General features: G+C 70.1%; 19 protein-coding genes, 3 tRNA genes and 1 pseudogene. 7 read left to right on the forward strand and 16 right to left on the reverse strand.

Annotated features, from left to right (window positions below):
• Positions 1 to 116 precede the first annotated feature (116 nt).
• From rplA to H976_RS0104340, 5 genes are all read right to left on the reverse strand, one after another.
• On the reverse strand, positions 117 to 830 hold the full coding sequence (gene rplA, locus H976_RS0104320) for a 50S ribosomal protein L1 (protein ID WP_027860549.1): 714 nt from the start codon (positions 828 to 830) through the stop codon (positions 117 to 119).
• A gap of 71 nt (positions 831 to 901) precedes the next feature.
• On the reverse strand, positions 902 to 1,330 hold the full coding sequence (gene rplK / locus H976_RS0104325; RefSeq protein ID WP_027860550.1) for a 50S ribosomal protein L11: 429 nt from the start codon (positions 1,328 to 1,330) through the stop codon (positions 902 to 904).
• A 198-nt stretch (positions 1,331 to 1,528) separates the two neighbouring features.
• Positions 1,529 to 2,527 (reverse strand): transcription termination/antitermination protein NusG, encoded by a 999-nt coding sequence (nusG, locus tag H976_RS0104330; protein WP_081682651.1) that lies wholly within the window; start codon positions 2,525 to 2,527, stop codon positions 1,529 to 1,531.
• 63 nt (positions 2,528 to 2,590) lie between these two features.
• The gene (secE, locus tag H976_RS0104335; protein ID WP_036224513.1) at positions 2,591 to 2,821 is read right to left on the reverse strand and encodes a preprotein translocase subunit SecE; all 231 of its coding nucleotides are present in this window, start codon (positions 2,819 to 2,821) and stop codon (positions 2,591 to 2,593) included.
• Positions 2,822 to 2,880: 59 nt separating this feature from the next.
• A tRNA-Trp gene (locus H976_RS0104340) sits at positions 2,881 to 2,953 on the reverse strand.
• A gap of 136 nt (positions 2,954 to 3,089) precedes the next feature.
• On the opposite strand from H976_RS0104340, the gene H976_RS0104345 reads away from it, so the two are divergent.
• From H976_RS0104345 to H976_RS30565, 3 genes are read left to right on the forward strand one after another with little or no spacing between them, the layout of a single operon-like run.
• Positions 3,090 to 4,382 (forward strand): aminotransferase class I/II-fold pyridoxal phosphate-dependent enzyme, encoded by a 1,293-nt coding sequence (locus tag H976_RS0104345; RefSeq protein WP_027860553.1) that lies wholly within the window; start codon positions 3,090 to 3,092, stop codon positions 4,380 to 4,382.
• Between the two features lie 8 nt (positions 4,383 to 4,390).
• Positions 4,391 to 5,464 carry an adenosine deaminase gene (locus H976_RS0104350; RefSeq protein WP_231388786.1) on the forward strand — a complete coding sequence of 358 codons (1,074 nt, stop codon included), beginning with the start codon at positions 4,391 to 4,393 and terminating at the stop codon, positions 5,462 to 5,464.
• Positions 5,461 to 6,174: a DUF4190 domain-containing protein gene (locus tag H976_RS30565; RefSeq protein WP_231388787.1), complete on the forward strand. Its 714-nt coding sequence runs from the start codon at positions 5,461 to 5,463 to the stop codon at positions 6,172 to 6,174. Before H976_RS0104350 ends, H976_RS30565 begins: the two co-directional genes overlap by 4 nt.
• Positions 6,175 to 6,186: 12 nt before the next feature.
• Here H976_RS30565 and H976_RS28490 read toward each other — a convergent pair.
• The 5 genes and pseudogenes from H976_RS28490 to H976_RS0104385 all read right to left on the reverse strand — a co-directional run bounded on the left by H976_RS28490 (position 6,187) and on the right by H976_RS0104385 (position 8,401).
• A pseudogene (locus tag H976_RS28490) lies at positions 6,187 to 6,840 on the reverse strand (TMEM175 family protein).
• A 40-nt stretch (positions 6,841 to 6,880) separates the two neighbouring features.
• Complete coding sequence (locus tag H976_RS0104370; RefSeq protein ID WP_027860557.1) at positions 6,881 to 7,912, reverse strand: UDP-N-acetylmuramate dehydrogenase; 1,032 nt, start codon at positions 7,910 to 7,912, stop codon at positions 6,881 to 6,883.
• Positions 7,913 to 7,986: 74 nt separating this feature from the next.
• Entirely contained in the window at positions 7,987 to 8,157 is a 171-nt protein-coding gene (gene rpmG / locus H976_RS0104375; RefSeq protein WP_027860558.1) for a 50S ribosomal protein L33, read from the reverse strand.
• Positions 8,158 to 8,199: 42 nt separating this feature from the next.
• Positions 8,200 to 8,273 (reverse strand) — tRNA-Met (locus H976_RS0104380).
• A 55-nt stretch (positions 8,274 to 8,328) separates the two neighbouring features.
• Positions 8,329 to 8,401, reverse strand: a tRNA-Thr gene (locus H976_RS0104385).
• A 118-nt stretch (positions 8,402 to 8,519) separates the two neighbouring features.
• On the opposite strand from H976_RS0104385, the gene H976_RS0104390 reads away from it, so the two are divergent.
• Positions 8,520 to 9,296, forward strand: coding sequence for a thioesterase family protein (locus H976_RS0104390; protein WP_027860559.1), 777 nt, complete (start codon positions 8,520 to 8,522; stop codon positions 9,294 to 9,296).
• Positions 9,293 to 9,628 (forward strand): hypothetical protein, encoded by a 336-nt coding sequence (locus H976_RS0104395; RefSeq protein ID WP_027860560.1) that lies wholly within the window; start codon positions 9,293 to 9,295, stop codon positions 9,626 to 9,628. Before H976_RS0104390 ends, H976_RS0104395 begins: the two co-directional genes overlap by 4 nt.
• Positions 9,629 to 9,692: 64 nt before the next feature.
• Here the strand turns inward: H976_RS0104395 and H976_RS0104400 are convergent, their stop codons facing one another.
• Both H976_RS0104400 and H976_RS0104405 read right to left on the reverse strand, forming a co-directional pair.
• Positions 9,693 to 10,589, reverse strand: coding sequence for an alpha/beta hydrolase family protein (locus tag H976_RS0104400; RefSeq protein ID WP_027860561.1), 897 nt, complete (start codon positions 10,587 to 10,589; stop codon positions 9,693 to 9,695).
• A gap of 1 nt (position 10,590) precedes the next feature.
• Positions 10,591 to 12,006: an amidase gene (locus H976_RS0104405; protein ID WP_036224516.1), complete on the reverse strand. Its 1,416-nt coding sequence runs from the start codon at positions 12,004 to 12,006 to the stop codon at positions 10,591 to 10,593.
• Positions 12,007 to 12,169: 163 nt separating this feature from the next.
• Between H976_RS0104405 and H976_RS24460 the strand changes: the two genes are divergently transcribed.
• Positions 12,170 to 13,990, forward strand: a complete 1,821-nt coding sequence (locus H976_RS24460; RefSeq protein WP_231388788.1) for an MDR family MFS transporter — start codon at positions 12,170 to 12,172, stop codon at positions 13,988 to 13,990.
• A gap of 10 nt (positions 13,991 to 14,000) precedes the next feature.
• Here H976_RS24460 and H976_RS0104415 read toward each other — a convergent pair whose 3' ends face one another.
• The 3 genes from H976_RS0104415 to H976_RS24465 all read right to left on the reverse strand — a co-directional run bounded on the left by H976_RS0104415 (position 14,001) and on the right by H976_RS24465 (position 16,448).
• Complete coding sequence (locus H976_RS0104415) at positions 14,001 to 14,585, reverse strand: DNA-3-methyladenine glycosylase I (protein WP_027860563.1); 585 nt, start codon at positions 14,583 to 14,585, stop codon at positions 14,001 to 14,003.
• Positions 14,582 to 15,481, reverse strand: a complete 900-nt coding sequence (locus tag H976_RS0104420) for a homocysteine S-methyltransferase family protein (protein WP_036224519.1) — start codon at positions 15,479 to 15,481, stop codon at positions 14,582 to 14,584. The genes H976_RS0104415 and H976_RS0104420 overlap by 4 nt, the downstream gene beginning before the upstream one ends.
• Positions 15,482 to 15,542: 61 nt before the next feature.
• Positions 15,543 to 16,448: a pirin family protein gene (locus tag H976_RS24465; RefSeq protein WP_036224522.1), complete on the reverse strand. Its 906-nt coding sequence runs from the start codon at positions 16,446 to 16,448 to the stop codon at positions 15,543 to 15,545.
• 113 nt (positions 16,449 to 16,561) lie between these two features.
• On the opposite strand from H976_RS24465, the gene H976_RS0104430 reads away from it, so the two are divergent.
• Positions 16,562 to 16,771 carry a hypothetical protein gene (locus H976_RS0104430; protein WP_027860565.1) on the forward strand — a complete coding sequence of 70 codons (210 nt, stop codon included), beginning with the start codon at positions 16,562 to 16,564 and terminating at the stop codon, positions 16,769 to 16,771.
• A 9-nt stretch (positions 16,772 to 16,780) separates the two neighbouring features.
• Here H976_RS0104430 and H976_RS0104435 read toward each other — a convergent pair whose 3' ends face one another.
• A complete protein-coding gene (locus H976_RS0104435; protein ID WP_027860566.1) occupies positions 16,781 to 18,190 on the reverse strand; it encodes a DEAD/DEAH box helicase in 1,410 nt (469 codons plus the stop codon).
• Positions 18,191 to 18,354: the final 164 nt, after the last annotated feature.

Consider the following 18,354-nt stretch of genomic DNA (forward strand, 5'->3'; position numbering starts at 1 on the left):
GGAAACCCGCCGAAATGCCCGACTTCCTGGAGAGCCTTCCGCGAGGCCGGGACGCGAAGGGGCCCGACGCCTCTCGGCGCCGGGCCCCATCGGGTCAGTCTCTGGACTGGCCAGGATCAGGCGTCGTCCTCGGCCGCGACGTTGCGCGTGCGGTTGGGGTCGACCTGGACACCGGGGCCCATGGTCGTGGAGACGGTGATCTTCTTGATGTAGCGACCCTTGGAGCTGGCCGGCTTCAGCCGCAGCACCTCGTCGAGGGCGGCGGCGTAGTTCTCGGCGAGCTGGAGCTCGGAGAAGGACGCCTTGCCGATGATGAAGTGCAGGTTGGCGTGCCGGTCGACGCGGAACTCGATCTTGCCGCCCTTGATGTCCGAGACGGCCTTGGCGACGTCAGGGGTCACCGTGCCCGTCTTGGGGTTCGGCATCAGGCCACGGGGACCGAGGACGCGGCCGAGTCGGCCGACCTTGCCCATCATGTCGGGGGTCGCGACGACGGCGTCGAAGTCGATCCAGCCGCCGTTGACCTTCTCGATCAGCTCGTCGCCACCGACGATGTCGGCGCCGGCCTCACGGGCGGCCTCGGCCTTGTCGCCGTTGGCGAACACCAGGACGCGAGCGGTCTTGCCGGTGCCGTGGGGCAGGTTGACGGTGCCACGCACCATCTGGTCGGCCTTGCGGGGGTCGACCCCGAGGCGCATGGCCACGTCGACGGTCTCGTCGAACTTCTTCTTGGCGCCGCCCTTGGCGATCTTGATGGCGGCCAGCGGGGCGTGGAGCTCGTCCTGGTCGAACGTCTCCGCGGTCGCGCGGTAGGTCTTGCTGCGCTGCATGTCTTTTCCTCTGTTCCTTCGAAAAGTTGTGGTCGATGTGAGCCAGCGCGGCTCTGCCACAGTGACGTTGTTCAGTCGGTCGTGATGCCCATCGAGCGGGCAGTGCCCTCGACGATCTTCATCGCGGCCTCGAGGTCGTTGGCGTTCAGGTCGGGCAGCTTGGTGGTGGCGATCTCGCGCACCTGGTCCTTGGTCAGCTTGCCGACCTTGTCCTTCTGCGGGACCCCGGAACCCTTGGCGACGCCGGCAGCCTTCTTGATCAGCTCGGCGGCCGGAGGGGTCTTGGTGATGAACGTGAACGACCGGTCCTCGTAGATGGTGATCTCGACGGGGATGACGTTGCCGCGCATGGCTTCGGTCTGGGCGTTGTAGGCCTTGCAGAAGTCCATGATGTTGACGCCGTGGGGACCGAGGGCGGTACCGACGGGCGGTGCCGGCGTCGCGGCACCGGCCTGGAGCTGCACCTTGACCAGCGCAGCGATCTTCTTCTTGGGAGGCATTCCTTTTTCTCTCTCTCGTGGTCATGACGGGGCTGGTGCCCCTGCCACATGTGCTCTTGAACTGCCCCGATGCGGCGTCGTATTCCGTCTCACCGGGTTTCGAGACGCTCCCCCGCACTCTCTCGCTTCGCTCGAGTGTGCGTGTCGCTCCTCAACCTTTTCGGCCTTTCGGATCCTCGCAAGCTCGGATCCTGGGCCTCAAACCTTCTGGATCTGGGTGAAGCTCAGCTCGACCGGGGTCTCCCGGCCGAAGATCTCGACGAGGGCCTTGACCCTCTGCGCCTCGGCGTTGATCTCGGTGATCGTCGCGTGCAGCGTGGCGAACGGGCCGTCGACCACCATGACCGAGTCGGAGACGTCGAAGTCTGCGACCGCGACCTGCTGGCGCGAGGCTGCCTTGGCGGGGGCCCCACCCTCGGACTCGGGCGTCGCGGCGGCCTCGACCTGCGCCTGGACGGCGGGGGCGAGCATGTTCTCGACCTCCTCGAGGCTCAGCGGCACCGGCTGGTGGCTGTGCCCGACGAAGCCGGTCACCGACGGCGTGTGGCGTACGGCGGACCACGACTCGTCGGTCAGGTCCATCCGCACCAGCACGTAGCCGGGGAGGACGGTGCGCTTGACCAGCTTGCGCTGGCCGTTCTTGATCTCGGCGACCTCTTCGGTCGGCACGATCACCTCGTGGATGAAGTGCTCCATGTTCAGCGAGGTGATGCGGTTCTCGAGGTTGGCCTTCACCCTGTTCTCCATGCCGGAGTAGGTGTGCACGACGAACCAGTCGCCCTCCTTCTCGCGCAGGGCGGTCCGGAACTCCTCCATGGGGTCGGCCGCAGGCGTCTCGGCAGGTTCATCCGCAGGCTCATCGGCGGGCTCGTCGACCGGGGTCCCGTCAGCCGGAGTCCCGTCAGCCGGAGCCTCGTCAGCCGGGGCCTCGTCCGTCGACTCCTCGGTAGGGGCAACCTCGGCGACCGGCTCCTCGGTCTCAGGCTCGGCTGGCTCGTCGGCCGGGTCGGTCAGGTCGTCGAGGTCCTCGGAGAGCTCCACGGACTCCGCGGAGAGCGGCGCGGCCACGGTCTCGCCGGTCTCGGGGTCGGTGAGGACCTCTTCGGTCGACTCGATCGAGTCGGTCGAGTCGGTCGACTCCTCGGCGGGCTGTTCCCCCGCCTGGTCGACCGGCTGCTCGTCGTACTGCTCAGACACGATTACTCCGTCATCTCGTCTTGCTCAAAAGGTCCTGGTCGTGCCCGTCCCGGGCACCGGGTGCTACTTGCCGCCGAAGAGTGCGAACACGGCCTTGCCGAAGCCGAGGTCGAGCAGTGACACGTAGGCGATCATCGCGGTCACGAAGACCAGCACCACGATCAGGTAGGTGACCAGCTGCTGCTGCGTCGGCCACACCACCTTGCGCAGCTCGGCGACGATCTGGCGGTAGAACGTGACCGGGCTGGTGCGCTCGCGGCCCTTGCCCGAGCGGACCGGTGACCTGTCCGACACGCTGTTACCCACTTCCGGTTGTCTGCTGACTGCGGTGCTGTCGCACCTGGCGACTCTCGCAGGGCACGAGGGACTTGAACCCCCAACCTTCGGTTTTGGAGACCGATGCTCTGCCAGTTGAGCTAGTGCCCTACGGTGCATTCCGGGCACGCCAAAACAATGGCCGGAATCACCAAACGGTGAGTCTACGGGGAGGCTCCCGGCAAAGTCGAACCGGCGAGTCGGACACCGCTGATCGCCCCCGACCAGCCTCTGCGAACATGGAACCGTGACCGAGCAGACCCAGCAGACCCGCACCCTGGCCGACCGCTCCCCCGAGGAGATCGAGGCGTTCCTGACCGAGCAGCAGGGCGCCTACGAGACCCTCAAGGAGCGCGGCCACAAGCTCGACCTCACGCGGGGCAAGCCGTCGACGGCCCAGCTCGACCTCTCCGACGAGCTGCTGCGGCTGCCCACCAGCGTCAAGGACGCCGCCGGCGTGGACGTCCGCAACTACGGCGGGCTCGAGGGCATCCGTGACCTGCGAGCGATGTTCGCCGAGCTGTTGTGGGTTGAGCCCGAGCAGGTCGTCGCCGGCGGCAACTCCAGCCTGGTGATGATGCGCGAGGTGCTCACCGACCTGTGGCTGAAGGGTGGTGTGGACAGCGAGCGCCCCTGGGGCCAGGAGGAGAAGGTCACCTTCATCTGCCCGGTCCCCGGCTACGACCGTCACTTCACGCTGCTGAGCTGGTTCGGGATCGAGATGGTCACGGTCCCGATGAACGACGACGGCCCGGACCCCGAGGCCGTCGCCCGGCTGGCCGGCTCCGACCCGAGCATCAAGGGCATCTGGATCGTCCCGACGTACGCCAACCCCAGCGGCTCGGTCGTCTCCCAGGAGGTGGCGGCCCGGCTCACCTCGATGGAGACGGCGGCGCCCGACTTCAAGATCTTCTGGGACAACGCCTACGCCTTCCACCACCTGACCGAGGACGAGGCCAAGAGCGCGGACGTGCTCACCCTGGCGGCGGCCGCGGGCCACCCGCACCGGCCGATCATGTTCGCCTCGACCTCCAAGATCACCTACGCCGGTGCCGGGGTGGCCTTCATCGGTGGTTCGGCGGAGACGGTGCAGTGGTACATCGGCCACCTGAGCAAGGGGGCCATCGGTCCCGACAAGCTCAACCAGCTGCGGCACCTGGAGTTCTTCGGTACGCCGCAGGGCGTGCGCGACCACATGACCCGGCACCGCGAGATCATCGCGCCGAAGTTCGCCGAGGTGGAGCGCATCCTCATCGAGCGGCTCGGTGGGCTCGGGATCGCCGAGTGGACCCACCCGACCGGCGGCTACTTCGTCAGCCTCGACGTGCTCGACGGCACCGCCGGGCGCGTCGTACAGCTCGCCAAGGACGCCGGCATCGCACTCACCCCGGCCGGCTCGTCCTTCCCGAACGGCGACGACCCGCGCGACCGCAACATCCGGCTCGCACCGACCTTCCCCGAGCTGCCGGAGGTCACGGCGGCGATGGAGGCAGTCGTGACCTGCGTGCTGCTGGCTGCCGCCGAGAAGTTGGCTGGCTGACAACGGCAGTGAGCGTCCCTGTGGACCGCAACCGTGACGAGGGCGAGGCCCGAGAGTCCGCGGTTCGCTCGCTCGCAGAGCTCCCCAAGGCGCATCTGCACCTCCACTTCACCGGCTCCATGCGGCACGCGACCCTGCTCGAGCTGGCCGAGCGCGACGGGCACCACCTGCCGGACGCGCTGGTCGAGGACTGGCCGCCGACCCTCTCGGCTGCCGACGAGAAGGGCTGGTTCCGGTTCCAGCGGCTCTACGACGTGGCCCGGTCGGTGCTCCGCACCGAGGACGACGTACGCCGCCTGGTGCACGAGGCGGCCGAGGACGACCGTCGCGACGGCGGCCGGTGGCTCGAGATCCAGGTCGACCCGAGCGGGTACGCCGCCAAGTTCGGTGGCATCACGGCGTTCACCGACCTCGTCCTCGACGCCGTCCGCGAGGCGTCGCGCGACGTCGGCATCGGGATGGCGGTGGTCATCGCCGCCAACCGCACCCGGCACCCCATGGATGCACGGACGCTGGCCCGGCTGGCGGCGCAGTACGCCGACCGCGGAGTGGTGGGGTTCGGGCTCTCCAACGACGAGAGGCGCGGATCGACCCGTGACTTCGCCCCGGCCTTCCGGATCGCCGAGCGGGCCGGGCTGCTGCTCGACCCGCACGGCGGCGAGCTGCTCGGGCCCGAGTCGATCCGGGTCTGTGTCGAGGACCTGCACGCCCAGCGGCTGGGACACGGCGTCCGGGCCGCCGAGGACCCTGACCTGCTCGACCTGATCGTCTCGCGCGGGATCGCGCTCGAGGTGTGCCCGGTCTCCAACGTCGCGCTCGGCGTCTACACCGACCTCAGCTCGGTGCCGCTCCCGGACCTGATGGCCGCCGGGGCGACCATCGCGCTGGGGGCCGACGACCCGCTGCTGTTCGGTTCCCAGCTGGCCGGCCAGTACGCCACGATGCGCGCCGCCCACGACCTCACCGACACCCAGCTGGCCGATCTGGCACGCTCGTCCTTCCAGGCGTCCCGGGCTCCGGAGACGGACAAGCAGCGCTGGCTGGGCGAGATCGACGAGTGGTTGGGGAGAATGGCGCCATGAGCACCTATCCGGGCGAAGACCCGCAGCAGCCGGCGGGGCAGCAACCCGACGCCCAGCAGCCGGACGGGGCCGACCTCGACGACGGGACCGAGCTCACCCAGCCGGTCGGCTACTGGGAGCGCCAGGCTGCCGAGCAGGCACGCCAGCAGACCCAGCAGGGCGACCCCGATCCGTCCGCAGCGCAGGGCGGCGCGGTGTTCAACCCCACGACAGCGCCCTACGAGCAAGCTCCCTACCAGCAGGCCCCCTACGGCCAGCAGCCGTACCCGCCCTACGCGCAGCAGACCTACGGGCAGCCCTACCAGGGCCAGCCGACCTACGGGCCTCCGCCGCCGTACGGCTACCCGCCGCCACCGAATGCCGGACCGCCGCACCCCGGGTTCGGGCCGTACGGCGCCTTCTCCCCCGCCCGCTCCAACCACCCCCAGGCGACCCTGTCGATGGTGCTCGGGATCGCCGGTCTGGTCTTCGGCTTCCTGGCCTGCGGCATCGGCTTCCTCGCCGCGCCGTTCGCGTGGGCGCTCGGCCGCAACGCCCTGACGGAGATCCGGGCCTCACGGGGGCAGCTGGGTGGTGAGGGTACGGCGAAGGCCGGCATGGTCATGGGCATCATCGGCACGGTGCTGCTCGCCCTGGTCCTGCTCGGCCTGGTGATCCTCGCCATCCTGCTCGCCATCACGGACAACACCTCGACCGGGAGCAGCATCTAGCCGGCTGAGCCGTCAGGCCCGGAACGGCAACCGCGGCGAGACCACGAAGAACAGCTGGGCCGCGCCCAGCGCCACGATGCTCCACTGTGGACTGGCCAGGGAGACGAGGGCCGCTGCGGCGTACATGCCCTGGGCCAGCACGAGGCGACGACGGACCAGGGTGATCGACTCGCGGTCGTCCACCATCCCGGCCCGCTGCACGTGCCACAGCTGCCAGGCGAGGGTGGCCCCCAACCCGGCCAGGTTCGCCCAGTAGAGCCCCACGGCAACGGCCAGGTCCACGTGCTCGGCCAACGTCGAGGCCGAGAACGGGAGCGTCGAGACGAAGAACAGATAGAGCACGCAGATCCAGGCGAGCGTCCGGTCCGACCTGGTGCAGCGGTCCAGGAATGTGTGCTCGGCCAGCCAGAAGGTGCCCAGCATGGTGAAGCTCAACAGGAACGCCGCGAACTACGGGCCCAACCCGATCAGCTGAGACCAGAGCTCGTGATCATCGTTCGCCCGGCTCTCGGGCAGCCGGAGATCGAGGACGAGCAGGGTCATGGCGATCGCGAAGACACCGTCGGTCAAGGCCCTGAGACGCTCGACGCTGCGGCCCGACAGCTCGTTGTACTGCGTGCTCACCGATCGGCACCCGCCCCTCGAGATGACATCCGAGTCACGCACAGAAGTTAGTGCATCGGTCGAGCACCGGCCGGATCATTCGTCAGAGCGCGCAGTCGACCAGCACCGGCTCGTTGACCAGCACGATGCCGAAATGCTGCTCGACTCCGTCGCGGAGCTCGCGCGCCAGGGCGAGGAGGTCGGCCGTGGTCGCGCCACCACGGTTGGTCAGGGCGAGGGTGTGCTTGGAGGACAGGCGCACGCGATCGTTGCCGTAGCCCTTGGCGAACCCGGCCCGTTCGATCAGCCAGGCCGCGCTCGTCTTGACCAGACCGTCGGGCTGGGGCCACGTGGGAGCCCCTTCGGGCACCGCCTCCGCCGGCACGACCGGGTTGGTGAAGAACGAGCCGGTGCTCCAGGTGTCGTGGTCGTCCGCGTCGAGCACCATGCCCTTGCTGCGGCGCAGCTCGAGCACGGCCTCGCGCACCTCCCTCGCGGGGGCACGCTGGCCGATCTGGATGTCGAGCAAGCGGGCCAGCTCGGCGTACTCCACCGGCGCGCCGAGGTCGCCCAGGGTGAGCTGGAAGGTGACGTCGAGCACCACGTGGCGGCCAGGATCCTTCTTGAACCGGCTGGTGCGGTAGCCGAACCCGCAGTCGGCGGCCGCGAAGGTGCGGACTCCCTTGAACAGTCGGTCCCACGTGCGTACCCGCGCCAGCGTCTGGCTGACCTCCTGGCCGTAGGCGCCGACGTTCTGGATCGGGGTGGCGCCGGTCGTGCCCGGGATGCCGGACAGGGCCTCGATGCCGACCCAGCCCCGGTCGACGGCGGTGGCGACGACGTCGTCCCAGTTCTCACCGGCGCCGACCTCGACGAACGCGCCACCGCAGGCGTCGCCCTCGCTGCTCAGCCCGCCGTGGCGTACGACGACGACCCGGCCCTCGAAACCGTTGTCGGCGACGACCAGGTTGCTGCCACCGCCGACCACGAGGACGGGCAGACCCTGCTCATCGGCGGAGCGAACGGCCTCGACCAGCTCGGTCTCGTCGTGGGCCTCCACCAGCTCGGTGGCCGGCCCGCCCAGGCGCAGCGTGGTCAGCTCGGCGAGCGTGGTCGCAGGGGGCGGTTCGGGCACGGCACGAAACTAGCGGAGAAAGCAGCAGCGGCCCCCGGCGGTGCCGGGAGCCGCTGCGTCGCTGGACGACCGCGTCAGCGGGTCTCGCGGTGGTCGGTGTGCTTGCGGCAACGCGGGCAGAACTTCTTCAGCTCCATCCGGTCGGGGTCGTTGCGGCGGTTCTTCTTGGTGATGTAGTTGCGTTCCTTGCAGTCCACGCACGCCAAGGTGATCTTGGGGCGGACATCGGAGCTCTTGCTGGCCACGTTCGTGCCTCTTCCTGGCTGTGAGGGTGTTGCTCGTGCGAGTAGCGGGGGCGGGACTCGAACCCGCGACACCACGATTATGAGCCGTGTGCTCTAACCACCTGAGCTACCCCGCCTTGGAACGCACCCCACCGTCCATCCATTCCGGCTGGCGATCGGGAGAGTTTCCAGAGCCCCTTTACGGAATCGAACCGTAGACCTTCTCCTTACCATGGAGACGCTCTGCCGACTGAGCTAAAGGGGCACGACCCAGATCGTGCTCCGTGGGCCAGCGAGCAGAATACACAGGGGCGGACCGATACCTGAAATCGGTCGGCGGGGGTGGTTGACCCTCTTTGTGACCGGGCCGACATCATCGGACGGTGACCTCCTTCTACGAGTCCCTCGGAGCAGATCGGTTCGCCTCCACACCCGCGACCGCCGGCCCGTGGAGCGCACAGGCCCAGCACGGTGGACCACCCGCGGCGCTGCTCGGCCGGGCTCTCGAGGAGATCGACGAGGGCACGCCGCGGGTGGTCGGGCGCGTCACGCTGGACCTGCTCGGTCCGGTGCCGGTGGCTCCTCTGGCAGTGACGTCGTCGGTGCTGCGGCCGGGACGGACCGTCTCCCTGCGCCAGGCCGAGCTGAGCGACGAGTCGGGTCGGGTGCTCGCCCGGGCGCAGGGATGGGCGTTCCCGGTGCTCGAGGGACCCGCCTCGTCCGTCGTACCGCTGGAGCACGGGCCTGACGACGGCCACCACGAGGACCCGCCACCGTCGTGGCACCGCGGCTATCTCGACGCGGTCGAGTGGAGGTGGGTGGAGGGCGCCGTCACCCGTCCCGGGCCGGCCGTCGTGTGGATGCGCCCGCTGGTGCCGCTGCTCCCCGGTGAGGAGCTGACTCCGCTCCAGCGGTTGCTGTCGTGTGTCGACTCGGCCTCGGGTGCCTCGGCCGCTCTCGACCCGGCTGACTGGAACTTCCTGAACACCGAGCTCACCGTGCACGTCGTACGGCCTCCGGAGGGAGAGTGGGTCTGCCTGAAGGCCGAGACCACCCTGGGCGGCGGCTCGGTCGGGCTCGCCGCCTCGGAGGTGTACGACGAACGTGGTCTCGTCGCGCGATCGGCGCAGGCGTTGCTGGTGACTCCGAGGCAGCCGTGACCCACGTCGCGCTCCACTGGGGAGCGACCGGTGCGCCCGGGAGCGACTGTGCCGTCGTCGTGGACGTGCTCAGCTTCTCCACCGCGCTCAGCGTCGCGATCGACCAGCGGATCGAGGCGATGCCCCGGGACGTCGTACTCGACGGTGACGCGCGGGCCGCCCGGGCGGCTTTCCGTGAGGCCCGGCCACACCTGCTCGACCGGCTGCTGGCGAGCCCGAGCGGCCAGGAGCTCACGGCTGCCGGCTTCCGGGACGACGTCGTGATCGCCGCCGAGCTCGACGCCAGCACCTCGGTCCCACTGCTCGACGGGGACCGGTTCCGCTCCGCGTGAGCCCGGCGGGAGGTCATACGAATCGAGCGCTCTAGGCACCAATTCGCATGACGCAGCCGGCGGGTCAGGTGGTGAGGTGGCGGGCGACGAAGCGGAGCTGGGCGGGGGCCATCCGGCGCCAGTAGGCCTGGTTGTGCGCGCCGGGTTGGTGGTGGGCGGCGGGTCGGTGGGCCGGCGGGAAGCCGTCGACGTACGCCTGGGTGGCGCGGTAGAACGGGTCGCCGGTGCCGCAGTCGATGCGGACCGGGATGCCGGTGAGCTCCTGCTGGTGACCGAAGACGGTGTACGCGTCGTACTCCTCGGCGTCGCGGAAGCCCGAGGCCGAGGCGTCGTCGCCGTCGGTCCACAGGGCCGGGCTCTCGGCGGCCACGCAGGCACAGGCGTCGGGTCCCAGCTGGGCGCCGAGTCGCAGGGCGGCGTACCCACCCATGGACCAGCCCAGCAGTCCGATCCTGCTCACCTCGAGCCCGCGCCGGCCCAGCAGCGGCACGAACTCCGCGAGCACCATCGCCCCGGCGTCCTCGCCGTCCGGCCGCCGGTGCCAGTACGTCGTACCGCCGTCGACGGAGGCGATCGCGAACGGCGCCATCCCGTCGCGGACACCCGCCGCCAGGAAGCGGTCGAGGCCGAGGTGCGGGCTCATGGCCGTGCGGTGGTCGTTGCCGAGCCCGTGCAGCACGACCAGCACCGGAAGCGCAGTCGTGCCGCCGGGCGGGTAGGCGATCGAGAAGCCGGTGCGCACTCCCCCGCGTGCCTTGGAGACGAAGGCCCCGTCCACCACACGCCCGGGAGGTACGTCGGGGACCCGGCCCGGCTCGCCGTTGAGGCCGAACGTCTCCTGGATCCAGGGACGCCCGGGGATCTCGCCGTCCTCGACCCCGGCGGCGACGAGGGCCAGCCCACCCGCACCCAGGCCGAGCCCACCGAGCAGCAGTGCCCGGCGTGAGGGCCGCCGGGTCACTTCAGTCCTGGATCCGCGCGAACGGCTGCGCTTCCTCGAGCTCGTAGGCGATCTCGAGGAGCCGGCGGTCGTAGCCCTGCGCCGCTGCCAGCTGTACGCCGATCGGCAGTCCCGTGGCAGTGGTGCCCATCGGCAGCGAGATGGCGGGATCGCCGGTCGCGTTCTGCAGGGGCGTGAACGAGACCCACTCCAGGATCCGGCCCATCACCGTCTCGTAGGACTGCGACGGGTTGAGCCAGCCGAGCTCGGGCGTGGTCAGCGACAGCGTCGGGGTGAGCACCACGTCGTGGTTGGCGAAGAACTGCTTGCTGATCCGGTGCGAGCGCTTGAGCCGGGCGATCGCCATCGGCAGCCGCCAGGCGTTTCTGGCCGCGTGCCGGGCCAGGCCCTTGGTCAGGTTGTCGTTCCTGGTGCGGTCGTAGGTGCGGTTGAACTGGAACTTGCCGCCGGCGCTCAGCGCGAGCGCGAGGGTCGCCCAGTAGAGCAGGAAGTCGTGCTCGAAGTAGTCCGGGACCGGTGCCTCCAGGAGCTCGATCTCGTGACCCAGCTCCTCAAGGAGGGCCGCCGTCTTCTCGACCGTCTGGCTGGTCTCGTCGTCGGTCATCCGGCCGCCGATCGAGTTGGTCACCAGCGCGATGCGGACCCGGTGCTTGCCCGGGTGCGTCACGTCGCCGACCGGCGGGAGCTTGAGGTTGCGGTAGACGCGCTCGGACTCGCGGACGAACGCTGCGGTGTCGCGCACCGACCGCGTGACCACGCCGTCGTGGACGATCTGCACCGGTATCTCGCGGTTCAGCTTGTCGCCGGGGATACGGCCACGAGTCGCCTTGAAGCCGACCAGACCGTTGCAGGCGGCCGGGATGCGGATGGAGCCGCCGCCGTCGTTCGCGTGCGCCATCGGCACTGCCCCGGCCGCGACGAACGCGGCCGATCCTGCGGAGGAGGCCCCCGACGTGTGCCCGGTGTGCCAGGGGTTCCGGACCGGGACGTCGTCCATGAACTCGGCGCTCGGGCTGAAGCCGTACTCCGAGAGGCGGGTCTTGCCGAGCACGGTGCACCCGATCAGGCCGAACATGCGGGCGTAGTCACCGTCCTCGACGGCCGGCTCGGCGACGTACGCATGGGTGCCCTGCTGGGTCGGCAGTCCGGCGACGTCGCTGTTGTCCTTGACGAAGGAGGGGATGCCCGCGAAGAAGCCGTCGTGCGGCTCGGCTGCGTCGGCCACCGCGGCCACGAACCGGTCGGCAGCCAGGCCGTTGAGCACCTCGTCGACCTCGGCGGTGCGGGCCACGGCCGCCTCGACGGCCTCCTGGCGCGAGATCCGACCCGACCGGATCTCCTCGACGAGCCCGACGGCGTCGTGGTCGCCCAGGGCGTCGTCACGGAAGGCGTGGACTCGCGTGGGCGCCGTCGTCATGGCGGACAACCTATCCGCGCCCCCGACCCCGAGCGACGTGATCCTCGTCAAACGATGTGCCACTGCTTGCTGTCGTCAACTACCGTGGACAGGTCGGCCGGACGCGGTCGGGACCCAGCGACACCCACACGAATTCCAACCAGCGATTCGAGGCTCCTCCTTCGTGGCCACCATCACCACGCCCCAGCAAGGCAGCACGCCCGGCGAAGAGACCGGCGAGTACACCCACGCGCAGATCCTGACCATCCTGTCGGGCCTGCTCCTCGGCATGTTCCTCGCAGCACTCGACCAGTCCATCGTGGGTACGGCGATCCGCACCATCGCCGACGACCTCAACGGACTCTCCATCCAGGCCTGGGCGACGACCGCCTACCTGATCACCTCGACCATCACCACCCCGATCTACGGCAAGCTCGGCGACCTCTACGGCCGCAAGAAGCTGTTCCTCTTCGCGATCACGGTCTTCATCATCGGCTCCGCGGCGTGCTCGTTCGCCCAGTCGATGTACCAGCTGGCCGCCCTGCGAGCCCTGCAGGGACTGGGCGCGGGCGGCCTGTTCACGTTGGTGCTCGCGATCATCGGCGACATCGTGTCCCCGCGGCAGCGGGCCAAGTACACCGGCTACTTCATGTCGGTCTTCGCCACCTCCAGCGTCCTCGGCCCGGTCGCGGGTGGCCTGTTCGCCGGCCAGGACGAGATCCTCGGCATCACCGGCTGGCGCTGGGTCTTCCTGGTCAACGTGCCGATCGGCATCGCCGCCCTCGTCGTGGTGACCAAGAACCTGCACCTGCACCACGTACGCCGTGAGGCCCGCATCGACTGGTGGGGTGCGATGGCCCTGGTCGTCGCCCTGGTGCCGCTGCTGACCGTGGCTGAGCAGGGGCGCTTGTGGGGCTGGGGCTCGCCCCGGTCACTGACCTGCTACGCGATCGGCGCCCTCGGCGTGGTCGGCTTCCTGCTGGCCGAGCGGCGGATGCGCGACGACGCCCTGATCCCGCTGCGCATCTTCAAGATGCGCACGGTGGCGGTCGTCATCGGCGCCAGCGTGATCGTCGGCGCCGCCATGTTCGGGGCGATCACGGTGCTCCCGCAGTACATGCAGATCGTGCACGGCGCGTCGCCGACCAAGGCCGGCCTGATGATGCTGCCGATGGTGGTCGGCATGATGACCGCCGGGATCGGTGTCGGTCAGTTCACCGCCCGCACCGGCAAGATCCGGATGTTCCCGATCTTCGGTTCGCTGCTCGCGGGCGTCGCGATGATCGCGCTGTCGTTCGTCAGCGCCGACACCAGCCTGCTCATCGTGATGGGCGGGATGCTGTTCCTCGGTCTCGGCATCGGTCAGTGCATGCAGCCGCTCACGATCATCGTGCAGAACGCCGTACCCCCGCGCGAGATCGGTGTCGCGACCAGCTCGGCCACCTTCTTCCGCCAGCTCGGCGGCACCATCGGAGTCGCGGTGTTCCTCTCCCTGCTGTTCAGCACGCTGGGCGACAACATCAAGAACGCGTTCAAGTCCGCGGCTCCCGGGATCCAGCAGGCCGCCAGCGCCGGCCAGATCCCGCACTCCACGGTCAACGACCAGGTGCTCGCAGGACTGCAGAACCCCGGCCACGGGGAGGTGTTCACCTCGGTCCAGAACGACTCCTCGATCATCGGCCGCATGGACAAGGTGCTGGCGCACCCGTTCCAGGTCGGGTTCTCGGACTCGATGAGCCTGGTGCTGCTGTGCGGCGGCGCCATCATGCTGGTCGCGTTCCTGGTGCTGCTGCTGATGCCCCCGGTCGAGCTGCGTACGACGTCCGCCAGCGCCGCTGCTCGTGCGGAGGACAACCAGGCGCGTGACGCCGCGGCGGCCGCCGCGGCCGACGAGGGATCGCACCGGGCTCCGGTGGATGCCGTCGTGGGTGAGCCGGTCGGGAACGAGGTCGAGGGTCGGCACGCCGGTCCGACGGCGAGCGACGAGGCGCAGGACCCCCGCTAGCCCGGGAACCTCACCGCGCGATGCCGCGGCGGTGACACCCGACGAGGTGGGTGTCGACCAGTCCGGTCGCCTCCATCAGCGCATGCATGGTGGTCGGGCCGACGAAGCCGAACCCGCGCTTGCGCAGCGCCTTGGACAGCGCCACCGACTCCGGTGACGTGGTCGGGACCTCGGCGGGGACGCGCGGCTCGGGGTCGCGGGCGGGACGGAACTGCTCGACGAACGACTCGAGCCCGCCGTCGTCGCGCAGAGCGATGGTCGCGACGGCGTTCTTGCGCGTCGCCTCGATCTTGGCCCGGTTGCGGACGATGCCGGTGTCGGTCAGCAGTCGCTCGACGTCGCCGTCGGTCATCGTGGCGACGCGGTCGACGTCGAAGCCGTGGAACACCTCACGGAACCGCTCGCGCTTGTTGAGGATCGTCGACCACGACAACCCAGCCTGGAAGCCCTCGAGGCACATCCGCTCGAACAGCCCCCCCTCACCGCGCACCGGCACGCCCCACTCGGTGTCGTGGTAGTCGCGCATGGTGCCGGGTCCCCCCGCCCAGGGGCAGCGGGCGACGCCGTCCTCGCCGACGACGGTGCCGTCGGTCATGACAGGGCGTTGCTCATCGCCCGCAGGTGGTCGGGGGTGGAGCCGCAGCAGGCGCCGATCAGGTCGATGCCGAGGTCGCGCAGCTCGGTGGCATGGCCGGCCATGTCGTCCGGCGTCGCGTCGTACTCGAAGTGATCGCCGACCACCTGCGGCAGGCCGGCGTTGGACTGGGCGACGAGCAGCAGTCCCGCGGGACGCGCCGCCACGAGCTCGGCGGCGATCTGGCGCATCTCGCCCGGACCGCGACCACAGTTGGCGCCGACAGCGTCGACGCCAGCCGCGGCCAAGGCCGTCACGGCGTCGCCGGGGCGCACGCCCATCATCGAGCGCAGGTTGGTGTCGAAACTCAGAGTGGCCACGATCGGCAGGTCGGGAGTGACCTCCCGCGCCGCGGCGACGGCCGCCTCCACCTCGGCGAGGTCGCTCATCGTCTCGATCAGGACCAGGTCGATGCCGCCGTCGCGGAGACCGGCCAGCTGCTCGGCGAAGATCGCCTGGGCCGCCTCGGCGTCCATGGTGCCGAGCGGCGCCATCAGCTCACCGGTGGGGCCGAGGTCGCCTGCGACCAGGGCGCCGTGCTGGTCGGCGACCTCCCGGGCCAGGCGCGCACCGGCCTCGTTGAGCTCGTGCACCCGGTCGCCGAGACCGTGCATGTCCAGTCGGGGGCGGGTGCCGCCGAAGGTGTTGGTGGTCATGATGCGAGCACCGGCCTGGGCGTACGCCCGGTGGGCCTCGCGGACCACCTCGGGACGGTCGACGTTCCACAGCTCCCCGGAGCCGCCGTCGTCGAGGCCGCTGTCCTGGAGCAGGGTGCCCATGCCCCCGTCGATGAGCACCGTGCCCTCAGCGGCGAGGTCGGACAGGCTGGTGCGGGGTCGGGTCTGTTCGTGTGTCACGGGGTGAGCCTAGGTCGTGGGCCTGACAGGTCGCTGGTGGGGCAGTCTCAGGAGTCGCCCCTCACGGGCCGCGCTTGACCATCCGCGCGTTGGGCAGCGGGGGTGCGTGCAGGGGCTCGAGGGGGTCGTCGGCGGGGAGGCCGAAGCGGGTGTGGTCGTCGTCGGCGAGCAGGGCCTCCCACTGGGCGCGGTAGCCGACCACCTCGTCGTGCTCGCGGCCGATGAAGTTCCACCACATGACGATCTTCTCCCCGAACGGCGGGCCGCCGAGCAGGAGCAGGCGGACGTCCCCGTCGGCGCTCAGCTCGATCGAGTCGGAGCCAGGTTCGACGAAGCCCAGCTCGTGTGCGGCCAGCGGCTTGCCCTCGACCCGCACGCTGCCGGTGTCGACCAGCACGCCCAGCTCGTACGACGCATCGACCGGCACCGTCAGCGTCGTACCGGAGGCGAGGGTGAGCTCGGCGCCGAGCAGCGGGGTGTACGTCGTGACCGGCGACTCCGACCCGAGCAGCGAACCAATGAACACCCGCGCCTCCCAGCCCTCGCCGGAGACCGGGGTGGGTGCGAAGTGCTCGAACGACGGGTCGACCTGTCGGTCGCCGTCGGGCAGCGCCAGCCACAGCTGGGCGCCGTGCAGGGTGGTGGTGCCGGGGGTGGAGTACTCGCTGTGGCTGATGCCGCGCCCGGCCGTCATCAGGTTGAGCTCGCCGGGCCGCACGAACGCGTGGTGGCCCGCGGAGTCGCGGTGCTCGATCTCGCCGGTGAACAGCCAGCTGACCGTCTGCAGTCCGGTGTGCGGGTGCGGCGGCACCACCATCCCGCCCGACCCGTCGACCTCGTCTGGGCCGTAGTGGTCCAGGAAGCACCAGGCGCCGACCAGGGAGCGCTGCCGCTGGGGGAGAGTACGCCGCACGGTCATCGCGCGGAGCCCGCCGAGGGGCACGTCACGCGGGGTCAGGACCTCCATGCCACCAGCCTGCCACGGCCCCGGAGAGCGCCGGGAACACGTTGGCGCGATCTTTGCGGAGATGGTCATTTCTGCCACTCGTGAGCGCGGAAGCGTCGACGGACAGTAGGGGCATGACCTTCTTCATCGCCTTCGCCGTCCTGATCCTCGCCGCCGCGACGTTGCTGGTCTTCGCCGGCCGCGAGTTCCTCCGCGTCAACGGGTTCCCGCGCCACCGCGTGCACCAGCTCGGGGATCTCGTCCACCTCGCGTCGCTCGGCTACGCAGCCCTCAACGACGCCTCGAACGAGGCCGCCCGCAAGCGGATGACCGGAAGCTACTGAGGAGCCTGGTCAGCGGCCGCGACGGTTGCTGCTGAACGACGCGGCACTGTGCCCGCCGCTCTTCGGGGCAGCGGCGGAGCCACGGTTGCCGCCACGCGAGCGACCACCCTGCTGACGCGAACGTGACTCCCCCTGCGACCGGCCGGAGCCCTGGCCGCCACGACCACCGCTGCGACGACGGCCACCGCCGCCACCGCCACGTGACTGGTTGCGGTCCTCGGCCGGTCGGTCGTCCTTGAGCCCGCCGGCGACGAGCACGCGCTCGCCCGGGGCGAGCTGGGCGAGCACCGGGTGGCTCGGCCCGGAGATCTTGGTGGTGGTCGGGGAGATCTTGGCCGCGCGCGTGAGGTCGCGGACGTCCTTGACCTGCTGGTCGGTCATCAGCGTGATCACGGTGCCGGCGGCACCGGCTCGAGCTGTGCGCCCCGAGCGGTGCAGGTAGGCCTTGTGCTCGGCCGGCGGGTCGGCGTGCACGACCAGGGCCACGTCATCGACGTGGATGCCGCGCGCGGCGATGTCGGTCGCGACCAGCGTGCTGGCCTTGCCCGAGTGGAAGGCCTCCATGTTGCGGGTGCGCGCGTTCTGGGCGAGGTTGCCGTGTAGCTCGACGGTGGGCACGCCCCGCGAGTTCAGCTGCTTGGCCAGGTTCTTGGCGCCGTGCTTGGTGCGGGTGAACACGACCGTGCGGCCGGGAGCGCTGGTGAGGTCGACGAGCACGGAGACACGGTGGTCGCGGTGCACGTGCAGGACGTGGTGGTCCATCGTCGAGATCGGCGACTGGGCCGAGTCGGCCTCGTGGGTGGCCGGGTTGGTGAGGAAGCGCTTGACCAGCACGTTCACACCCGAGTCGAGGGTGGCGGAGAACAGCATCCGCTGACCACCGCGAGGCGTCTGCTCGAGGATGCGGCGTACGGCGGGCAGGAAGCCGAGGTCGGCCATGTGGTCGGCCTCGTCGAGGACGGTGACCTCGACCTGGCCGAGGTCGACGTGACCCTGCTTGATCAGGTCCTCCAGGCGACCGGGGCAGGCGAGCACGAAGTCGACGCCCTGACGGATGGCGGTGACCTGGGGGTTCTGACCGACACCGCCGAAGACGGTGCGGGTGCGGAGCCCGTGCACGGCTGCCAGCGGCGCCAGCGCGGCGTCGATCTGGGCGACCAGCTCGCGGGTCGGCGCGAGGATCAGCGCACGCGGGCGCTTCGGCGTACGACGGGAGCGGGACGCGTCCAGCCGGGCGACCAGCGGCAGCAGGAACGCGAGCGTCTTGCCGGAGCCGGTGCGGCCGCGGCCGAGGACGTCGCGTCCGCCGAGGGAGTCGGGCAGCGTCGCTGCCTGGATGGGAGTGGGGTCGGTGATGCCCTGCGAGGCAAGCACGTCGGACAGGTCGGCGGGGACGCCGAGCTCGAGGAAGGAAGACAAGGGGAAAGGTTCGCTAACTGTGTGTAAGTCCCACCACAGCCGTAGACGCTGGTTCCGTCTGGTGTTCGGGCGACGTGGAGCACGAGTGCTGCGACACGCATCAGGATCGAGGTGAGACTGGACGATCCTTGTGACTCAAGAGTAGGGCATCGGGCCCGAATCAC

This window comes from Marmoricola sp. URHB0036, assembly GCF_000426045.1.
GTDB lineage: Bacteria > Actinomycetota > Actinomycetes > Propionibacteriales > Nocardioidaceae > Marmoricola.